Genomic DNA, 19,003 nt, shown 5'->3' with positions numbered 1-19,003 from the left:
CGTCCCCTTGCCGGTGTCGACCACGATCGAGCCGTTCCCCAGCAGGCTGAGCGTCCCCGTCACATCGTCGTCGATCTGCGGGCGGTCGCGGGCGTCCGGGCACAGGCGGGGCTGGGACCTGTGCGCGGTCACCCGGATTCGGCGGTCCTCATTCGGCGGTCCTCTCTCCCGGGGCGGGCGCGGCGGGCGCGGCCTCCCCGAGGTAGGCCGCGTGCAGCCTTCCCGGGGTCGAGCGCAGCTCGGCCGCGGGCCCCGAATACGTCAGGGAACCGCTCGCGAGCACGTGCGCCGTGTCCGCGATCTTCAGAGCCAGCGTCGCGAACTGCTCGACGAGCAGCACGGCGACCCCCGACTCGGCCAGGTTCCGCACCACGGGCAGCAGCCGCTGGACGATCACCGGGGCGAGGCCGAGCGACATCTCGTCGATCAGCAGCGCCGACGGCCTGGCCGCCAGCGCCCTGGCGAGCACGAGCATCTGCTGCTCCCCTCCCGACAGGAGCGAGGCGGCGACGTCGAGCCTCTTGTGCAGCTCGGGGAACAGCTCGAGGGCCTGGTCGATCACGCCGGGGCCGCGCCGTACCACGAGGATGTTCTCCGCGACCGTCAGGTCGGGGAAGACCGTACGGCCCTGCTCGACGTGGGCGACTCCCGCCCTGGCACGGGCGACCCGGTCGAGACCGGTGAGCTTCGTGCCGTTGAGGGAGACGGTGCCGCTCGTGACGGGGATCACGCCGGAGATCGACTCCAGGAGCGTGGTTTTGCCCGCGCCGTTCGGCCCGAGCAGCGCGGTCACCTCACCGGCGGGCGCGCTGAGCGAGACCCCCCTGACGATCGGGGCGCCACCGCGCGCGACGGTCACCTCCTCCAGAACCAGCCTGGACGTCATGCCAGCGCCACCTCGTCTCCCAGATACGCACGGGCGACCTCGGGCCTGGCCAGCGTCGTCGCCGGAGGGCCGGCCGCGATCACCTCGCCGAAGTCCAGCACCACGACCTCGGCGCAGGCCCGCCGGACCATCTCCAGATCGTGCTCGATCAGCAGGACCGAGGCCCCGAACCGGCCGGGCACCTCCGTCAGGCGCTCGGCGAGCTCCATGGACTCGGCGTGGGCGAGACCCGCGGCGGGTTCGTCCAGGATGATCACCTTGGGCCGTGAGAGCAGCGCGCCCGCGACCTCGAGCAGCCGCCTGCTGCCCACGTCCAGCTCGCTGACGTGCCGGTTCAGCGCGCCCACGTTCAGGAAGTCGGCCATCTCCTCGAGCTCGGCCGCGCTCACCCGCCGGTGCGCGGAGAAGCGGAGGAACCCCGCCACGGTGAGCCCCGGCGGAACGCGGTCCTGCTGGAAGGTCCGGCGCAGGCCCGCCGCCGCCCTGCGATGGACGGGAAGGCCGTCGAGGCGCCGCCCGTCGAGCGTGACCGAGCCGGTCGCGCCGGGGATGAAACCGGTCACGGCGTCGGTGAACGTCGACTTGCCCGCGCCGTTCGGGCCGATCAGCCCCATCACGGTCCGCTCGGGGACGACCAGGTCGACCCCGGCGAGCGCGGTGATCCGCCCGTAGGCGACGGACAGTCCCTCGACCACCAGGACGGGATTTTCCCCCCGCACCGGTGTCACGGCGGCGGCCCGCCGCTCCTGGCGCTGTCTGCGCTCCTCGGGTACGGCCCTGCGGCGGCGGAACCGGCGCACCAGGTCCTCGCTCATGCTGAGCCCGGTCGACAGCGTCTGCACGGCGCCGACGGCGAACATCAGGCTGCCCCAGTCCTGCGGGATGCCGATGCTCTTGAAGATCTCCGGGACGAACACCATCAGGAGGCCTCCGGCGATCGCTCCGCCCGCGTACTCGCTGCCCGCCATGACGGCCACGACCAGTAGCACGAGGGAGTCGACGGTGTCGAAGTTCTGCGCGGTCACCACGCCGATCTGCCCGGCCAGCACGCCTCCCGCCACGCCGCCGAAGAAGGCGCTCAGCGCGAACGCGGCCAGCTTGGCGCGGGGCACGCTCATGCCCGCCGCGGCCGTGGCGCGCTCGGAGAAGCGCAGGGCCCGCCATGCCGTGCCGTACCGGGTGCGGCCGAGCAGCCGCATCGCGACCGCCCCGGCGACGAAGACCAGCGCGGCGAACACGAAGTAGGCGGTGTCGGTGGCGATGAACGAGGGCCTGAGCACCTGCTGGAAGGTGGTCGCGCCGGGGAAGCCCGCCGCCGCGATGATCACGTCGGCCGCCGCGGCGAAGCCCAGTGTCACCACCGCGAGGTGCACGCCGCGCAGCCGCAGCGCGGGCAGCCCGAGGAGCATGCCGAGGGGAACGGCGGCGATGCCGCCTACCAGCACCCAGACGACGAGTCCGCCCGGCGCCGCCAGGACGTTCAGCTCGCAGACGATCCAGGCGCCCAGTGCCATGAACGACATCTGGCAGAGCGAGATCATGCCCGCCCGGCCGGTGACGATGCCGAGCCCGCTCAGCGCGATCGCCGTCACCAGGGCGGTGGTGCCGAGGAAGAGCCAGTACTGCGGGACCACGGCGGCCAGCAGGGCGATCACGGCGAGTGCGCCGACGAGCTGTGCCGCGGGTCCGGTCGCCTCAACGCGCCGCATCCCACACCTCCCCACGCTGGGACCAGAGCAGGATCGCGAGGATCGCCACGAAGGGAACCACGTCGCGGAACTCCTGCAGCTGACTGACGTGCGCGAGCGCCCCCTGCAGGGCGCCGAGCGCGAGCCCGCCGACGGCGGTGCCGACCAGGCTCTTGAACCCTCCGACCAGGGCCGCGGCGCACGCCGGGATCACCATGAGGCCGAGGGAGAGCTGGTCGCTGTTCTGCTGCGGGGCGACCACCAGCAGGACGGCGGTTGCCAGCAGGCCGGTCACGGCCCACAGCCCGACGCCGAGGCGGCGGCTCGGAATGCCCATCAGCTCGGCCGTGGTCGGCCGCTGCGACAGCGCCCGCAGCCGCAGCCCGACGGCCGTCCTGGCCAGGAACACCGAAACGCCCGCGGTGATGAGCACCGCCGCGGCCACGCAGACCGCGGCCGCCTGGGTGATGGTGACGCCACCGACGACCGCCAGCGGGGCGCCCAGGAGGCCAGGGATCTGACGGGGGTCGGTGCCGAAGGCGAGGTACTCGGCGGCCAGCAGGCCGACGAGATAGGCGATGGCGATCGCGGAACGCTGGTCGGTCCCGGCCTCGGCGAACCACCGGCCCATCATGTAGCCGAGCCCCGCGGCGACCAGTGCCGCCCCGGCCAGGCCGACCAGGACCGCGAGCGCGTACGGCAGGCCGCCGTCAACCAGCACCGACATCGTGTAGACACCGACGACGCCGATCGCCGCCTGGGCCAGGTTGACCACCCGGCCCAGGCGATACATCAGAGTCAGGCACAGACCGAGGACGGCGTAGGCGCCGCCCGCGGTCAGGCCTGCGATGGCACCCTCAAGCATTGGGCAGCCGGATCCAGTCCGGGGTCATGACCTTCCAGGAACCGTTCTCCGGCTGGACGAACTTGGCCGCCCTGTTGGAGGCGTGCGCCTGGTCGGGGCCGAAGGTGTACGGCGTGCCCACCATGCCCGACTCGATGGGCGGGAGCGCCTTCAGCGCCGCGGTCACCGACTCGCGGGTGATGTCGCCCTTCATGCCCTTGAGCACGGTCACCAGGTTCGTCGCCGCCTGGTAGCCGCCCTCGGCGAACGAGGTGAGCGGCACGTTGCTCTTGGTCATGAGCTCCCGCCAGTCCTTCGTCGCCTCAGACGAGGCGTCCGAGTAGGGCTCGAACTCCGACAGGGCCACGACGTCCTTGCCCGCGTCGCCGAAGGCCTTGGACGCGGCGTCGGTGTAGGTCGAGGTGAGCACCAGCCACTTGATGCCGGTGATGCCCTGCGCCTTCGCGGCCTTCACCCAGCCGACCGACATGGGCTCGGTGCCGTTGAAGACGACGCCCTTACAGCCCGCGTCACGCGCCCGCAGGATGTAGGGGGTGTAGTCGGTGGTGTTGCCCGACAGGCTTCGGTCGTTGATGAGCAGCTGCTTGCCGGTGATCTTCGACCACTCGTCGACGGCGCCCTTGTACGCGTCGGACGTGCCGCCGAGGATCACGAAGAAGCCGCACAGCTTGTCTATCTTCAGCACCTCGGACGCGTGGTAGAGGGTGACGGTCGTGCCGAGGTAGGGGCCGGTGTTCACCGGCGAGATGGCGGGGGAGGTGAAGCAGCCGGGGTCGATGCCGGTGCCGGAGATCGAGGAGATGCCCGACTGGGCGTAGAAGGCACCGTTGACCTGGCAGTCCAGCAGGCTGGCACCACCGGCGAGCACGACGGCGCCCTTGTTCTGGATGAGGTCCCTCGAGGCCTGGGCCGCCGTGCTGGGGTCGCCCTTGTCGTCGACGCTGACGTAGGAGATCTTGCGGCCGTTGATCCCTCCCGAGGCGTTGACGCGATCGAAGACGGCCTTGGCGGCCTGGGACGCCTCGGGGAAGGCGGCGGGACCGCTCAGGGAGCTGATCGCCCCTACGACGATGGGGTCGGTCGCCGTGGCGCCCTTGGCGTCGCCGGAGGTCCCTGTGTCGCCCGAACCGCACGCGGCGGCGCTGACGGCCAGGAGCGCGACCGCTCCCGCCGCGAGGCCCTTGGAGATCATTCCCATGGGACGGTGCCTTTCATGAGGTCTGGGGGGTCTGGCGATCAACGGTGGCGGAGTGATCGGCCACCCGGGATCGTCGAGATGGTGGGCACGTCGTACAGCCCGGCTGTTCGCCCGGATCGGGATCTGGTCGTGGGCGTAAGGCGCCGGTCACCCCGTCTCGCCACGGGCTCTGCACAGGTCAGGGCAGGATCGGCTGCCGACGCCGTGGTGTCGAGCACCGGGAGATCAAGGGTGATGCGCATCGAGGACTCCTACAGCGAGGCATGCTCAATGTTTGGTCCCAAAACATATGGTGCTCACCCCCCGTGAACAAGTCACATCAATGTAAAGAGTGATGATTTATTTTGGGTCCGTACGATCTTGGGAGGGTGGACAGCTTCCCCGGGGCGTCGTTTCGATCTTCGTTTTCCCCGTGCGGCGGGCCCTTCGCGTGGCTCGCCGGGCCGCCCTTCCGGGCTCCGTGCCGCTTTTCCGGGCGCGAGGCCCGTCCTCGGACGAGGAGGGCCCGCGGCGCCGTCGAGGCGTCGCGGGCCCTGTGCGGCCCCTGGGGCGGGGCTTTCCGGTGAGGCGTCAGTGGTGGTAGGCGTGCACCACCGCGTGTCCCCGGCCCCGCCCGATGATCCACTTGTTGACGGGGGTGGTGACGAGGAACGCCGCCAGCAGGGAGAAGGCGAGGGCGCCCCAGAACAGGCCGCTGCCGAGTCCCGCGTCCATCGCGCCGGGAACCGCGACCATCACGGCGTTGTCGGTGATCTCCATGACGATGATCGAGGCGGTGTCCGCGGCGAGTGCGAGCCGTACGGCGTCGCGCCAGCCGACCCCGGCCCTGCGCAGCCCCGTCAGGGTGAGTGCGTAACCGAAGACGAAGGCCAGGGCGACCGACAGCACGAGGACGGGCGCATTCGACCAGCCGAGGGCGGTGCCGATCACCATGCCGAGCACCTCGCCGATCGCGCAGCCCGTGAGGCAGTGCAGGGTGGCGGACGCCGCCGTCCGCCAGGTCACCTTCCCCGTGTGGCCGGTGTGCGCGTGGTGGTCGTGCCCCTCGTGTTCCGCGTGCCCCTCGTGTCCCATATGTTCTGTGTGCCCCACGTGCCCCACGTGCCCCGTGTGGCCGGGCGTTCCGCCGCCCGCGTGCCCGTCGTGCTCCGTGTGCCGCATCGGCTCTGACATTGCAACCTCCTTGGCGTCGGCCGGTGACATTCGCCTACGTTATACCCCTGGGGGGTATAACGCAAAATCTGGGTTCTACTACCCGTGATCGGTGCGGGCCACGGGGCGGCGACGAGGGGGCGGCCGGGCGGTTGGGTGCCCCGGAGTCCCCCTCCCCGGCGGGTGGGCGGAGGGGGCGGGAAAGCGGGGGAGTCCGGCGGGGAGGGTGACGGAAGGGCGTGGCCGGTTGTCTACGACGCCGGGTAGCATCAAATGATCCGCAGGTAGATGGGAGTCTCACGCGATGCGTGGTCTGGGAGACCTGGAGTCCGCGATCATGGAGCGCCTGTGGTCGTACCGCAGGCCCGCGTCGGTCAGAGACGTGCTCGAGGACCTTCGCCGTGAGCGGGAGATCGCCTACACCACGGTCATGACCGTGATGGACAAGCTGCACACCAAGGGCCTGCTCCGCAGAAAGGCGGTCGGCAGGGCCTACGTCTACGAGACGGTCGCCAGCAAGGAAGCCCACACCGCCGAGCTCATGCGCAGCGCCCTCGCCTCCGGCGGCAACCAGGCGGCCACGCTGGTGCACTTCCTGGAGCGGCTGACCCCGGAGGAGGCGGCGGCGCTCGAGGCCGCGCTCAAGGTATACCCCCCCGGGGGTCGCGCGTGACGGCCGCCGCCGTCCTGGCGGCATACGCCATCGTCGCCACACTGGCGCCGTGGAGGCGGAGGGAGCCGCGGGCCCTGGCCGGATGGGCCGGGCGCGCCCCTCGCCTGGCGATCGCCGTGTGGCTGGCCGCGTGCGCCTCCGTCGTCGCCTCCGCGCTCCTCGCCGCGGTCGCCGTCGCGCTCCCGGCCCCCGCGGTCGGGCACCGGCTGGCGGAGCTCTTCGAGGTGTGCGCGATGCTTTTCTCCGAGGGGGGAGTCCCCGCGTCGCCGTTCGCCGGGGCGGCGCTGTCCTGCGCCGGGCTGGTCGTGGCCAGGGTTGTCTACTGCGGGGCGGCCGTGCTGATCGGAGCCGGGCGGGAGCGGCGGCGCCACGCCGGGATGCTCGACGTCCTGGGCCGCCACGACGGCGAGCTCGGCGCCATCGTGCTCGACCACGGGGAGGCGGTCGCCTACTGTCTGCCAGGGCGGCGCGGCAGGGCGGTCATCACCACGGGCGCGCTCGGATCCCTGGCCCCCGAGCAGGTGGCCGCCGTGCTGGCCCACGAGCGGGCGCACCTGCGCGGGCGTCACCACCTCGTGCTGGCCGCCGCCGAAGCCCTCTCCATGGCGTTCTTCCGCCTGCCGCTCTTCGCGAGGGCGAGGAGTGAGATCGCCCGCCTGGTCGAGCTCCTCGCCGACGACGTCGCCGCCCGCCGCCACCCGCGGGTCCACATCGCCGCCGCCCTGGTACGGCTTGCCACGGGGAACGCCCCCGCCTTCGCGCTCGGCGCGGGCGGCGAGACGGCACTCATCCGGGTCAGGCGCATGCTCAGCCCGGCCCCTCCCCTGGGACGCGGGGAACGCCTGGCCGGACTGGCGGCGCTGGGCGCCCTGCTCGCGGGTCCCGCGGCGGTGGTGGCGATCCCGGGCGTCGGCTCGTTCCTCGCCCACCACTGCCACACGATCTCGCTCTTCTAGCGCGGTGCCCGCGTGTCCCCGCCGGGCCACGGGCTTTTCCAGGACGCCAGTACGGCGAGCGGGGACGCGGACCTGACCGGCACCGGCGCGGATCCGGTGAACCTCGGTGGGCATCTCGCCGGGAGCGCCCGGCGAGCCGGTCAGGACCGGCCGAGCAGCTGCCGCATCCGCTCGATCTCGGCCCGCTGTGTGCGCTCGATGGTCTCGGCCAGCTGCCTGGCCTGGGGGTTGACGCCCTTGGTCAGCTCTGTCCCGGCCATCTCGACCGCCCCCTGGTGATGGGCGATCATCATCTCCAGGAACATCCGGTCGAACTCCTTGCCCTTCGCCTTCTCGAGCCTTGCCATGTCCGCCTCGGACATCATCCCCGGCATGCCGCTTCCCTCGTGCCCCTCGTGTCCCTCTCCGGGGGCCACGGGCCTGCCCCAGTCGGCCAGCCAGCCGGTCATGGTGGCGATCTCGGGGGCCTGGGCGGCCTCGATCTCCGCGGCCAGCTTCCTCACCCGGGGGTCGGAGGCCCGTGTCCCGGCGAGCCCGGCCATCTCCACGGCCTGCCGGTGGTGCGGGATCATCATCTGGGCGAACGCGATGTCGGCGGCGTTGAAGGACGCCGAGGGCCGCTCGCTCGCGCCGGTCGCGGTGGGCGCGTCGGTGGTGCCGGTGAGCGCCGACGTCGGGGCGCCGGTCTCCGCACAGGCGGTGAGCAGCGCGAGCGCGCACGCCGAGGCGGCGGCCGTCAGGGTGAGCCTGCGGCTGGTCGATCGGTTGGTGAACATGACTGGCTGGCCTCTTTCCGGTATGTGACGTCTGCTCGCCGCACCGTCCGCGGCGGACAGGGGTCCGCCGCCCGCCGGATGGCGGTTCGCGCGCAGAACCGGCGGACAGGCCGGGCGCGGAGCCGTTCATCGCCCTCCACCTGTCTCCGGCTCTCAGGTGCGACCATTCTACGACTGAGAATAGTAGCTATGGGGGAGGGGAGGCGGTAGGGCGAAATGTCCTCGTGTCGCGCGGGGGTGGGGGGCTGATGGCTTTGACCAGTGGCAATGCTGGCTCTACGACGGGTGTGACCGGGTGCTCGACCTTCTGGAGTGGTCGGAGCAGGGGAGAGCTGTTGCTTAGCGACGATTTCTCGTAGGAGGTGATGGCGCATTCGGGGTGGGTATCTGCCGGGAAAGCCGTCTGTGCGGGCAAACTTTGCCCGATTTGGCATGGTCGCCGCGTTCGGTGCACCATCTTCTACTATCGTCCATCGGACGGGAGGCGTCGCCGTCCGATGCCCTGCCGGTCGGTGTCCCATGCCTCGGGGAGGGGGCCAGAGAGCTCCTCCCCTGGCGAAAAGGCCGGCGAAAAGGCCGGTGAGAAGTCGGCGAGAAGGAGAGACGTGGCGGCTCTGTCCCGCGATGACCGGTGGCGGGGCACGCTCAGGGTCCTGGCCGCGTCCTTCACCGTCATGGTGATGTGCGCCGGAGGCGCGTCCGCGGGCCACGCCGCGCCAAAACCCACCGCCAAGCAGCTCCGCAAGGAACTGGCGCAGCTCCAGAAGCGGTCCGAGGCCATGATCGCCGAGTACTACGCGGGACGGGTCGCGCTGCAGAAGGCGGAGAAGGCCGAGAGGGCCGCCAAGGTCAGCCTGCAGCGGGCGCAGCAGGACTTCGAGCTGGCCGCGGAGGAGATCCGCCTGATGGCCACCCAGAGGTACCGCACCGGAGGCATCGGGACGCTCCCCGCACTGATGGGCGGCGCGGACCCGGCCACCATGCTGAACCACCTGGCCCTCACCCAGCAGATCGTGAACGAGCAGGACGCCAGGCTTCAGGGGTTCGCGGGGGTCCGTGACACCTACCGGGAGGCCCAGGCCTCGGCGGCGAAACGCGCCACCGAGCTCCGCGCGTCACTGAAGAAGCTCGACGGTCAGAAGAAGCAGAACCAGGAGCTGATCGCCAAGATCAAGGACAGGATCGACCGGATCTACCCGACCCCGGGACTCAGGAGGGCGGACGGCACGTGGGTTCCCCAGCTGCCGTCGGGGCCCGACAACATCACGCCCAGGATGCGCCTGGTCCGGCAGCTGGTCGCGCAGCGCTTCGGCGTGCGGTTCGGCATCGGCTGCTACCGCGCCGACGGCGGCATCGCGGGAGGCGGGGAGCATCCGCTCGGCCGGGCCTGTGACTTCATGATGAGCGGCGGCGGCTCCATGCCCACGGCGGACAACGTCAGGCTCGGCGACGAGATAGCCGCCTGGGCCCTCAAAAACAAGGACAGGCTCGGTGTCAAGTACGTGATCTGGCGCCAGCGCATCAACTCGGGCTCCGGCTGGCGCTTCATGTCGGACCGGGGCGGCGTCACCGCCAACCACTACGACCACGTCCACATCTCGATGTACTAGGCGCCCGGGGTGTCCGCGATCCCGTCGAGCAGGGTGCTGACCAGGCCCTCCACGTACGTCTCCGCCGACCGGTCCGGTGATGTGAGGGCGGAGAAGAACGCGTACTGCAGGCAGCCGCCGAAGAGCAGCGCCGCCGCCGCGTCGGGATCGACGCCCTGTTCCACACGGCCGAGTTCCCGTTCCGCGCGGAGATACCCCGCGAGCGGTACGTTGACCAGGTGGGGGCCGACGCCGTGCTCCCGCAGCCATTCGCGATGGCTCGTCAGCAGCTGCGGCTCGGAGAAGACCGAGGCGGCCCGCGGGAAGCTGTCCTCGTAGAAGTCGATGGCCGCCCGCGCCAGCTCCGTCAGGTTTCCGCGGACCGTGCCCCGCCCCGCCCGCTCGGCGAGCGCCGCGAGCCGCGCCGTGAAACTCCCGGCGGTGCGTTCGTGCAGGACTCCGAGGAACAGCTCTTCCTTGCTGCGGAAGTGCTTGTACAGCAGGCCCTCGGAGCAGCCCGCGGCGCGGGCGATCTCCTTGGTGGTCGTACGGGCCAGCCCGAGCTCGCGCATGACGTCCGCCGCCGCGTCGAGGATCCGGTCCCTGGTGCTCGCCACGCTGTGCTCCCGAAATTGACAGGCCTTGGATGCTTGACCATCATAACAGGTGAGTGAGCGCTCACCCACCTTGATGGTCATGTGATCCACGGAGGTGAGCCGACGAGAGATGGGGGCATCATGGCCACGTCACCGACCAGGGTCGTCTGCTTCGGCGACAGCATCACCCGAGGCCAGGTCAGCGCCGACTACGTGAAGATGCTGCGGAGCCGTGCCGAGGGGCGTCCGTTCACCTTCGCCAACGTGGGGGTGAACGGCGATCTCGCCTACAACGCGCTCCAGCGTCTCGACTCCGTGATCGAGCGGCGGCCCGACGTCGTGACCGTTCTTCTGGGCACCAACGACGCCAATGCGAGCCTTACCGAGAAGAACGTCCGCATGATGACGCGGATGAAGAAGCTCCCGGTACGGCCGACGATCGACTGGTACGAGGAGAACCTCACCACGATCGTGAGTCGGCTCACGAGGGAGACCACCGCCTCGGTCGGACTGCTCTCCCTTCCCGTGCTCGGGGAGGAGCTCGGCTCCGAATCCGTGCTGCGCTCGGCGCGCTACAGCGCCGTTGTGAAGAGGATCGCGGAGACCCACGGCGTCACGTATCTCCCGCTCAACGAGCGGCAGACCGCTCACCTGAAGGAGGGTGGCCACCGGCCGGGCATCCGGTTCCAGGACGGCAGGCCGTTGTCCGCCCGCGCCGCGATGCAGCACTTCATGCTGGGCCGCTCGTTCGACGCCATCTCCAGGAGCCGGGGCCTCGAGCTGACGACGGACATGATCCACCAGAACACCCGGGGGGCGACGATGATCGCGGAGCTCGTCGGGGACTTCCTCGGCATCGGCTCGTGAACGCCGGGGCCCCCGCCTTCTCCCGCCCGGCCGCAGGGAGCCGGGCCCGCGCGGAGCCGTACGGCTGTGCGGAGGCGTGCGGGTCGTGCGGAGGTGTGGGGGCGTGCGGGGAGCGGGGGTGTAACCATCGATGCCTCTCCGGCGACTTGCTGGTGCGGGGCGTTGATGGAGGAGGCCGGAGTGTCCGATCCCGTTTCAGCCGAGACCGGCTCGCCCGACCCCGCCAGGATCCGGAGCCGCCAGGACTTCGGCCGTGAGCTCTCGCTGCTGCGCGAGCAGGCGGGCCTGACGGTCAGGCAGGTGGCGGCCAAGGTCGGGACACGGAGCGCGCACAGCACCATCGGTGACTGGTTCGCGGGCCGAGGCCTTCCTGCGACGGCCTCGCGCGACCTGCTGGTACGGGTGTTGGAAGCGTGCGGGGCCGGTGACGCGGAGTCGGCCGGGCGGTGGCTGGAGGCCTGGCGCCGGGTACGGCAGGCGCCAGGGCGGCGGCCCCCCGGGCCCGCGCCGTACCGTGGCCTGGCCGGTTTCGGCGCGGAGGACTCCGGGTGGTTCTTCGGCCGCGAGGCGCTGACCAGGGAACTGGTCGCCAAGGTCGCCCGACTGAACGCCCAGGGGGGCGGCCTGCAGATGGTGGTCGGCACGTCCGGATCGGGGAAGTCCTCGCTGCTGCAGGCAGGGCTGGTCGCCGCGCTGCGCGCGGGCGTCGTGCCGGGCGCGCCGGGAGGCCCGGGAGGCCCGGGAGGCCCAGGAAGAACGGGCGCGGCGGCGGTCGCGGCCCGGGGCACGGCGCCTCCTCCGGTCTCCGGTGGGACGGCCTGGCAGGTGCTGTCGCTCAGCCCAGGAGCCCATCCCGCGGACGAACTCGGGGCCAGGCTCGCCGCCCTCACGGGGGAGTCCGCCGAGACGGTCGCCACCCGGCTGCGAGGGGAGCCAGGCCTGGCGGACGGGGACGCCCCGCGCGCCGGGGGGCCGCCCGCGCGCCTGGTCGTGGTGGTCGACCAGTTCGAGGAGCTGTTCACCGTCTGCGCAGAGGAGGAGGAACGGCGGCGCTACGTCGACGCGCTGTGCACCGCCGGTCGCGGCGCCGTCGTGGTGATCGGGATGCGGGCCGACTTCTACGCCCACGCGCTGCGCCACCCCCCGCTCGTCGCGGCGGTGCAGACGGGGCAGCTCGCGGTCGGGCCGATGAGCGAGGCGGAACTGCGCGAGGCGATCGCCGCCCCCGCGGCCAAGGCGCGGGTGGAGATCGAGGAGGGGCTCGTCGAACTGCTGCTACGTGAGATGTCCGGCTGGGACGGCAGGGCGGAGGGACACGCGCACGACGCGGGCGCGCTCCCGCTGCTGTCCCACGCCCTGTACGCCACCTGGAGACAGGGACAGGGCAGGAGGATGACGATCGCCGACTACCGGAGCATCGGCGGGATCGGCGACGCCGTCGCGGCCAGCGCCGACCTGGTCTACGACGGGCTCACCGCCGCGCAGCGCGAGACAGCCCGCCGCCTGTTCCTCACCCTGACCCACATCGGGGCCGACACCGCCGACACCCGGCGCCGCGTCGCCGTCACCGAACTGCTCACCCACGGGGGCGCGGAGACACCCCACGTGCTCGGCCGGTTCATCGAGCAGCGGCTGATCACCGCGGACACCGCGACCGTCGAGATCAGCCACGAGGCGCTGCTCGGCGCCTGGCCGCGGCTGCGGGCCTGGCTGGACACCGACCGCGAGGGACTGGTCATCGGCCGCAGGCTCGCCGAGGCCGCCGCCGTCTGGCGGGCGGAGCGGCGGGACCCGGCCGCCCTCTACCGGGGTGCCCGGCTGGCCGCGGCCAGGGAGTGGGCCGTGACGGCGGGGCCGTACACCGAGCCTGGGCTGCGGGAACAGGAGTTCCTCGACGCCTCGGCCCGGCAGGAACACGACGAGCGGCTCGCCCTCCGCCGCGGCGCGCGACGCCTGCGCAGGCTCACCGCGGGGCTGTCCCTACTGCTCCTGCTGGCCTGTGCGGGCGGCGTCGCCGCCGTCCTGAGCACGCTGGAGGCACGTGAGCAGCGCGACGCCGCGCTCTCCCGCAAAGTGGCCCAGGAGTCTGGCACGCTGCGGGTCTCCGACCCGGCGCTGGCCGCGCAGCTCGGCCTCGCCGCCTTCCGTCTCGCCCCGACCACCGAGGCGCGCGGCAACCTGCTCAGCACCTTCGGCACGCCCTACGCCATCCTGCTGAGGGGCCACACCGACTACGTCCACGACGTGGCCCTCAGCACGGACGGACGGCTCCTGGCCAGCGCGAGCGTCGACAGGACCGTGCGCCTGTGGGACCTGTCCGACCCCCACCGTCCCAAGGCGCGGGGGGTGCTGACCGGATACGGGAGCTTCGTCGGCGCCGTGGCCTTCAACCCCGGCGGACGGTTGCTGGCCACGGGAGGTGGGGACCGCACCATGCGCCTGTGGGACCTGTCCGACCCCCGAACGCCCGTGTTGCTGACGGCTCTGACCGGGTACGGGGATTTCGCCGGAGCGCTGGCCTTCACTCCCGACGGGCGGTTCCTGGCCACGGGAGGAGACGACCACACCGTGCGCCTGTGGGATCTGGCAGACCCCCGCGCGCCCAAGCCTGCGGCCACGATGACGGGGCACACGGCCAGCGTCGAGGGCCTGGCGATCAGCGGGCACACGCTGGTAAGCGCGAGCTTCGACCGGACGATTCGCCTGTGGGACATCACCGATCCCCGCCATCCCGCCCTCAGCGCGGTCGCGGCAGGCCACAAGGACGGGTTGCTGTCCGTGGAGTTCAGCCGTGATGGGCGCCGTCTGGTCACGACGTCCGCCGACCGGACCGCCGGGCTGTGGGACGTCACCGACCCCCGCAGGCCCCGCAGGGAGGGGACGCTGACCGGGAACGGCGGCCCGGTGTACTCCGCGGCGTTCGCTCCGGACGGCCGCACCGTGGCGACCGGCGGCGACGACGCGACCACCAGGCTGTGGGACGTCACCGACCCTCGGCACCCGCGCGAGCTGACCGTCCTCACCGGCCACCCGGGCTCGCCGATCGACACCAACGCCGTTTCCGCGGTGGTCTTCAGCCCCGACGGCCACACGCTGGCCACCGGCAGTTACGACCACACGATCCGGCTGTGGGATCTGCCCGGCCCCATCCTGATCCCCGGCACCCGCCCCGACCGGTTCACCTCCGACGGGCGCGTCCTGGTGGCTCAGGACCGGGGGACGGCCCGGTGGTGGGACGTCGGCGACCCGTTCCGTCCCGCGGGCCGGGTGCTGATCGCGGGCACGGGCGTGGTCGCGGCCGGCCAGGACGGCCGGCTCATGGCGACCGGCGGGCCCGGCTCGGCCGTCAGGCTCTGGCACCTGGCGGGCGCGGCCCCGGTGCACCTGGCCGACCTGGCCACGCCGGACGGCCCGGTGGACAGCGCGGTCTTCAGCCCCGACGGGCGTCTGCTGGCGACGGTCGGCCTCTACAGCCGGACGGTCCGGCTGTGGGACCTCACCGACCCCCGTGACCCGCGCGAGCTGCCCGCGCTCACCGGCCACACCGGCACGGTCAACACGATCGTCTTCGACCGCCGCCGTCCCCTGCTGGTCTCGGCGGGCTACGACCGTACGGCCCGCCTGTGGGATCTGTCCGACCCCCGGCATCCGGTGGCGGCGGCCGTACTGCGCGGGCACGGCAACGCGGTCTTCACCGCGGTCTTCAGCCCGGACGGCCGCACCCTGGCGACCGCGGGCCAGGACACCACGGTGCGGCTGTGGGACCTCGCCGACCTCGCCGACCTCGCGCGTCCCCGCCTCCTGTCCGTCCTGACCGGCCACACCACCTTCGTCGACGCCGCCGCCTTCAGCTCCGACGGGCGGATCCTGGCCACCGGGGGCGGCGAGGGCGCGGTGCGGCTCTGGGACGTCACGGCCCCGGGCCGTCCCGCCCTCTGGGCCGTGCTGACAACGAACACCGAGGCCGTCAGAGGGCTCGTCTTCGCCCCCGTGGGCCGTCTGCTGGCCTCCGGCGGCACCGACGGCTCGATCCGGCTCTGGGACGTCGATCCCGGCCATCTGGCGGCCCGGGTCTGCGCCCTGGCGTACCCGGCTCTCAGCCGCGCCGACTGGGACGGCTACTTCTCGGGTGTCGACTACCGGCCCCCGTGTCCCTGAGTGCCCTGTACGGCCTTGTACGGATATGCCGTTAGGGCTTTCCCGCCCGCCTGAACTGGCCGATCGTCGAATCGGCCGACCGCGTCCGCGGGAGGTGAAAGGCACGTGCGCAGATGGGAAAGCGATGGGAATCACACGTGTGACGGGGACGATGCTCGTCCTCGCGGGTCTGCTGGCGCCCGCCGTTCCGGCGTCCGCGGCCGACAGCCCGATTCAGGGCGCGCGGCTCAGCGGGCCGACCTACTACCGGGGACGGTGCACCCCCTCGGGACGGGCGCTGGACGCCTCGGGGCGGCCGGCCACGTGGTACTACCGGCTCACCGTCAGGGTCTACAGCGACACCCTGGGCCCGCGCCCGGTCGCGGTGCGCTACCAGTGGTGGGGCGCCGCCGCGAACGGCAGGGACCTCGGGCACAGCGACACCAGGCAGACGATCATGTTTCCGGGGGAGCCCGACCCCGGGCCCGTCACCATCAGGAGCACCACCTTCGCGGTCGCGCCCGTCTCGGTCGGCAGGACGATCAACGCCAGGGTGTTCTACCCGGGCGGGGTCTTCTACGCCAACCACCTCAACGTCTCGGTCAACTGTGTGTGACCCGCCCTCGGTGAGGTCCTCCGCGCCTGCGTGGTGACCAGGGCGCAACGCCGGGCACCGGGCTAGGGACCGCCGAGTGCGAGCGCCACGCCGCTGGCCAGGCCCAAAACGACCGAGGCCGTGGCCGTGGCGCAGGCGACCAGGGCCGCGGTCCGCGCCGTCTCCCTCGTGGCCGCGCCCTCCTGGCTCACCGTTTCCCGCCCCCTCCCCGCCGGCGCCGTCTCCGCGGGGAGGGACACCGACGGCCGAAACACCGGGACGATCCACCGCAGGTAGTAGAAAACGCTGGCGACGGTGTTCACCGCCGCGACCACGGCGAGCCAGGCGTAACCGCCGTCCCACGCGGCGGCGAAGGCCATCAGCTTGCCGAAGAAGACCGCGGTCGGCGGGGTGCCGACCAGCCCGAGCAGACAGACGGTCAGGGAGGCGGCCAGAGCGGGCGCGCGTCTGGCCAGACCGGTGTAGCCGTTCAGCGAGTCGCGCCCGGCGGCGACGACCACGGCGAAGGCCCCCAGGTTCGTGACGGCGTACGCGCCGAGATAGAACAGCAGCGCGGGCCGCGCGAGGCCGCCGCGTCCGGCGGCGACGACGGGCAGCAGGAGATACCCGGCCTGGCTGATCGTCGAGTACGCCAGCAGCCTGCGCACGTTGTCCTGGAAGAACGCGGCGAGGTTGCCCAGTGTCATCGTCGCGACGGAGACCAGGGCCAGCAGCAGCCGCCAGTCGGCCGCGGAGGCCGTGAAGAACCCCTCCGCCATGCGGAACAGCGCGGCGAACGCGCCGAGCTTGGGAACCGTCGTGACGAACGCCGCCACGGCCGCGGGAGCGCCCTGCGCCACGTCCGGCACCCAGAAGTGGCCCGGCACGCCTCCGGCCTTGAACAGCACCCCGGCCAGCAGCGTGACCAGGGCGCAGGCGACGGCGGCCGAGGGTACGGCCTGCAGCCGCCCGCCCAGTCCCGCGTACGCGGTGGTGCCCGCCAGGCCGTGCAGCAGCGTCACCCCGGCCAGTGTCAGGACACCGAGGAAAGCGCCCATCAGGTAGTACTTGAGCGCCGCCTCCGTGCCCGCCGCGTCCCCGGCCAGCCCGGCCAGCGCGTAGCCGGGAATGCTCGCCAGCAGGTAGGCCGCGACGAGGACCAGCAGGTCTCCCGCGCCTGCCAGCGCGATCGTGCCCAGGGCCGCCAGCACCAGCAGGACGTGCATCTCGGTCTCGCGCCCGTGCCCGCGCGCCCAGCCAGATGCCAGCGTCACCGCCAGCAGGGTCGAGAGCGCGACCGTGATCCGGGTGACGTGGGTCAGCGGGTCGAGGACGTAGGAGGCGAAAGCCGTTCCGCCGGGCCCCGCCGCCGCGGCCGAGGCGGCGACCAGGCCGCAGACCAGGCCGAGACCGCAGATCCACGCCACGGGCCGCCTGCGCTCCCGCGGCAGGAACGCGCCCGCGATCAGCCCCAGGACCGCTCCGCCGAGCAGGAACAGCTCAGGCAGCAGGTCCAGAGGATCGTCCCGCATGCCGTTCATCGGCTCACCAGCGAGACGATCGCGGCGGCGGCCGGTTCGACGAGGCCAAGCAGCCATCGTGGCGCGACGCCGATGGCCACCGACAGGGCGAGCAGTGGCGCGACCGCCGCCAGTTCCCCGGGCCGCAGGTCGCTGACGCGGGACGTCAGTTCTCCGGGGACGCCGAGGAAGGCCCTGTGCAGCATTCGCAGCAGCAGCGCGGCGGTGATGAGGATGCCGAGGACGGAGAGTACGCCCGCGACGGCGGCGCCGGGCACGCCGGTGCCGATGACCCCGGCGAGGATCTGGAACTCGGCGATGAACCCGGACAGCCCCGGCAGGCCGAGGGAGGCGAACGCCGCGATCACGGTGAGCCCGGCGAAGACCGGCGCGACCCCGGCGATCCCGCCGAACCTGCCGAGGTCGTAGCTGCGCGCGCGGTCCCACAGCACCCCGGTGAGCAAGAAGAGCGCCCCGGTGATCAACCCGTGGCTGACCATCTGGGTGACGGCTCCGCTGACGGCCAGCCGCCTCGCCTGGACGTCCCCCGAGGCCAGGCCCGCCGCGCCGAGCGCGAGCACGACGTAGCCCATGTGGTTGATCGAGGTGTAGGCGACCAGCCGCTTGACGTTCTCCTGGGCCAGGGCGACCAGCGCGCCGTACAGCACGCTGACCACGCCGACCACGACGAACACCCAGGCGGCGCGCTGCCAGGCGCCCGGCAGCATCGGCATCGCGATCCTGGCGAAGCCGTAGGTGCCCATCTTCAGCATGACGCCCGCCAGGACGGCGGATCCGGCGGCGGGCGCGTCGGTGTGCGCGGGAGGAAGCCAGGTGTGAAACGGGACCGTCGGCGTCTTGACCGCGAGCCCGCCGCCGACCGCGAGCAGCACGAGCCCGGCGGATCCGGGGGCGTCCGCGAAGGGCGGGTCCCGGGTCAGGTCGACCATGTCGAAGGTACGGGCGCCGCCGAGATAGAGCCCGATGAAGCCCAGCAGCAGCGCCAGTGAGCCGAGGAAGGTGTAGAGGAAGAACCGCAGCGCGGAGCGGGCCCGGTCGCCGTGGCCCCACCCGACGATCACGAAGTACATGCCGACGATCGACAGGTCGAAGAAGACGAAGAACAGCAGCAGGTCCAGCGCGGCGAACAGGCCGGTGCAGACGGTCTGCAGCGCGAGGAAGAGCGCGGCGTACGGCCGGGCCCGCCCAGTCTGCCGCAGTGAGTAGAGCGCGCACACCAGGAACAGCAGCGCGGTCATCGCGATCAGCGGCAGCGACAGGCCGTCGACCCCCACGTGGTATCCCGCGCCCAGGGACGGGATCCAGCGCGTCCGCGTCTCGTAGCCGATCCCGCCCCGGTACCCATGCCACATCACCGCCGTCAGCAGCAGGTCGGCGGCCGAGGCGGCGACCCACACCCCGATCGCCCCCCGATCCCCGAGCCGAGGTACGGCCAGCAGTCCGGCGGCGGCCAGCGGCAGGAAGATCACGACAGTGAGCACGTC

The 19,003-nt window shown here is 72.2% G+C and carries 15 protein-coding genes; 6 read left to right on the top strand and 9 right to left on the bottom strand.

The features are described from left to right. Positions 1–148: 148 nt before the first annotated feature. The 5 genes from AB0395_RS38580 to AB0395_RS38560 form a co-directional block, all read right to left on the bottom strand. Positions 149–886, bottom strand: coding sequence for an ABC transporter ATP-binding protein (locus AB0395_RS38580; RefSeq protein ID WP_366290061.1), 738 nt, complete (start codon positions 884–886; stop codon positions 149–151). Next, on the bottom strand, positions 883–2,595 hold the full coding sequence (locus AB0395_RS38575; RefSeq protein WP_366290059.1) for an ATP-binding cassette domain-containing protein: 1,713 nt from the start codon (positions 2,593–2,595) through the stop codon (positions 883–885). The genes AB0395_RS38580 and AB0395_RS38575 overlap by 4 nt, the downstream gene beginning before the upstream one ends. Next, entirely contained in the window at positions 2,582–3,439 is an 858-nt protein-coding gene (locus tag AB0395_RS38570) for a branched-chain amino acid ABC transporter permease (protein ID WP_366290057.1), read from the bottom strand. Before AB0395_RS38570 ends, AB0395_RS38575 begins: the two co-directional genes overlap by 14 nt. Beyond that, positions 3,432–4,637: an ABC transporter substrate-binding protein gene (locus tag AB0395_RS38565; RefSeq protein ID WP_366290055.1), complete on the bottom strand. Its 1,206-nt coding sequence runs from the start codon at positions 4,635–4,637 to the stop codon at positions 3,432–3,434. Before AB0395_RS38565 ends, AB0395_RS38570 begins: the two co-directional genes overlap by 8 nt. 570 nt (positions 4,638–5,207) lie before the next feature. Then, positions 5,208–5,810: a DUF4396 domain-containing protein gene (locus AB0395_RS38560; RefSeq protein WP_366290052.1), complete on the bottom strand. Its 603-nt coding sequence runs from the start codon at positions 5,808–5,810 to the stop codon at positions 5,208–5,210. A 283-nt stretch (positions 5,811–6,093) separates the two neighbouring features. On the opposite strand from AB0395_RS38560, the gene AB0395_RS38555 reads away from it, so the two are divergent. Then, on the top strand, positions 6,094–6,462 hold the full coding sequence (locus AB0395_RS38555) for a BlaI/MecI/CopY family transcriptional regulator (protein ID WP_366290050.1): 369 nt from the start codon (positions 6,094–6,096) through the stop codon (positions 6,460–6,462). Then, positions 6,459–7,418, top strand: coding sequence for a M56 family metallopeptidase (locus tag AB0395_RS38550; protein WP_366290048.1), 960 nt, complete (start codon positions 6,459–6,461; stop codon positions 7,416–7,418). The genes AB0395_RS38555 and AB0395_RS38550 overlap by 4 nt, the downstream gene beginning before the upstream one ends. 140 nt (positions 7,419–7,558) lie before the next feature. Here AB0395_RS38550 and AB0395_RS38545 read toward each other — a convergent pair whose 3' ends face one another. Further along, positions 7,559–8,194, bottom strand: a complete 636-nt coding sequence (locus AB0395_RS38545) for a DUF305 domain-containing protein (RefSeq protein WP_366290046.1) — start codon at positions 8,192–8,194, stop codon at positions 7,559–7,561. Between the two features lie 605 nt (positions 8,195–8,799). Here AB0395_RS38545 and AB0395_RS38540 point away from each other — a divergent pair. Further along, on the top strand, positions 8,800–9,804 hold the full coding sequence (locus AB0395_RS38540) for a hypothetical protein (protein ID WP_366290044.1): 1,005 nt from the start codon (positions 8,800–8,802) through the stop codon (positions 9,802–9,804). Here the strand turns inward: AB0395_RS38540 and AB0395_RS38535 are convergent. Next, a complete protein-coding gene (locus tag AB0395_RS38535) occupies positions 9,801–10,400 on the bottom strand; it encodes a TetR/AcrR family transcriptional regulator (protein ID WP_366290041.1) in 600 nt (199 codons plus the stop codon). The genes AB0395_RS38540 and AB0395_RS38535 overlap by 4 nt on opposite strands. Before the next feature lie 120 nt (positions 10,401–10,520). Between AB0395_RS38535 and AB0395_RS38530 the strand changes: the two genes are divergently transcribed. From AB0395_RS38530 to AB0395_RS38520, 3 genes are all read left to right on the top strand, one after another. Continuing rightward, a complete protein-coding gene (locus AB0395_RS38530) occupies positions 10,521–11,246 on the top strand; it encodes a GDSL-type esterase/lipase family protein (RefSeq protein ID WP_366290039.1) in 726 nt (241 codons plus the stop codon). Positions 11,247–11,426: 180 nt separating this feature from the next. Further along, positions 11,427–15,404 carry a helix-turn-helix domain-containing protein gene (locus AB0395_RS38525; RefSeq protein ID WP_366290036.1) on the top strand — a complete coding sequence of 1,326 codons (3,978 nt, stop codon included), beginning with the start codon at positions 11,427–11,429 and terminating at the stop codon, positions 15,402–15,404. Between the two features lie 124 nt (positions 15,405–15,528). Continuing rightward, positions 15,529–15,999: a hypothetical protein gene (locus AB0395_RS38520; protein ID WP_366290034.1), complete on the top strand. Its 471-nt coding sequence runs from the start codon at positions 15,529–15,531 to the stop codon at positions 15,997–15,999. Positions 16,000–16,061: 62 nt separating this feature from the next. On the opposite strand, the gene AB0395_RS38515 is transcribed toward AB0395_RS38520, so the two are convergent. Together AB0395_RS38515 and AB0395_RS38510 are read right to left on the bottom strand one after the other, a co-directional pair. After that, the gene (locus AB0395_RS38515) at positions 16,062–17,510 is read right to left on the bottom strand and encodes an NADH-quinone oxidoreductase subunit N (RefSeq protein WP_366290031.1); all 1,449 of its coding nucleotides are present in this window, start codon (positions 17,508–17,510) and stop codon (positions 16,062–16,064) included. A 5-nt stretch (positions 17,511–17,515) separates the two neighbouring features. Then, positions 17,516–19,000 carry an NADH-quinone oxidoreductase subunit M gene (locus AB0395_RS38510; RefSeq protein ID WP_366290028.1) on the bottom strand — a complete coding sequence of 495 codons (1,485 nt, stop codon included), beginning with the start codon at positions 18,998–19,000 and terminating at the stop codon, positions 17,516–17,518. Positions 19,001–19,003: the final 3 nt, after the last annotated feature.

Origin of the sequence: Streptosporangium sp. NPDC051023 (assembly GCF_040689595.1) — a bacterium.
Classification (GTDB): Bacteria; Actinomycetota; Actinomycetes; order Streptosporangiales; family Streptosporangiaceae; genus Streptosporangium.
Note: the sequence above shows the minus strand (reverse complement) of the source record. Positions and strands in the feature narration are given on the sequence as shown.

Coding starts and splice junctions, on each gene's coding strand:
- AB0395_RS38560 (WP_366290052.1), bottom strand. CDS start 5,810: ATGTCAGAGCCGATGCGGCACACGGAGCACGACGGGCACGCGGGCGGC.
- AB0395_RS38565 (WP_366290055.1), bottom strand. CDS start 4,637: ATGGGAATGATCTCCAAGGGCCTCGCGGCGGGAGCGGTCGCGCTCCTG.
- AB0395_RS38520 (WP_366290034.1), top strand. CDS start 15,529: ATGGGAATCACACGTGTGACGGGGACGATGCTCGTCCTCGCGGGTCTG.
- AB0395_RS38570 (WP_366290057.1), bottom strand. CDS start 3,439: ATGCTTGAGGGTGCCATCGCAGGCCTGACCGCGGGCGGCGCCTACGCC.
- AB0395_RS38580 (WP_366290061.1), bottom strand. CDS start 886: ATGACGTCCAGGCTGGTTCTGGAGGAGGTGACCGTCGCGCGCGGTGGC.
- AB0395_RS38515 (WP_366290031.1), bottom strand. CDS start 17,510: ATGCGGGACGATCCTCTGGACCTGCTGCCTGAGCTGTTCCTGCTCGGC.
- AB0395_RS38575 (WP_366290059.1), bottom strand. CDS start 2,595: ATGCGGCGCGTTGAGGCGACCGGACCCGCGGCACAGCTCGTCGGCGCA.
- AB0395_RS38555 (WP_366290050.1), top strand. CDS start 6,094: ATGCGTGGTCTGGGAGACCTGGAGTCCGCGATCATGGAGCGCCTGTGG.
- AB0395_RS38530 (WP_366290039.1), top strand. CDS start 10,521: ATGGCCACGTCACCGACCAGGGTCGTCTGCTTCGGCGACAGCATCACC.
- AB0395_RS38545 (WP_366290046.1), bottom strand. CDS start 8,194: ATGTTCACCAACCGATCGACCAGCCGCAGGCTCACCCTGACGGCCGCC.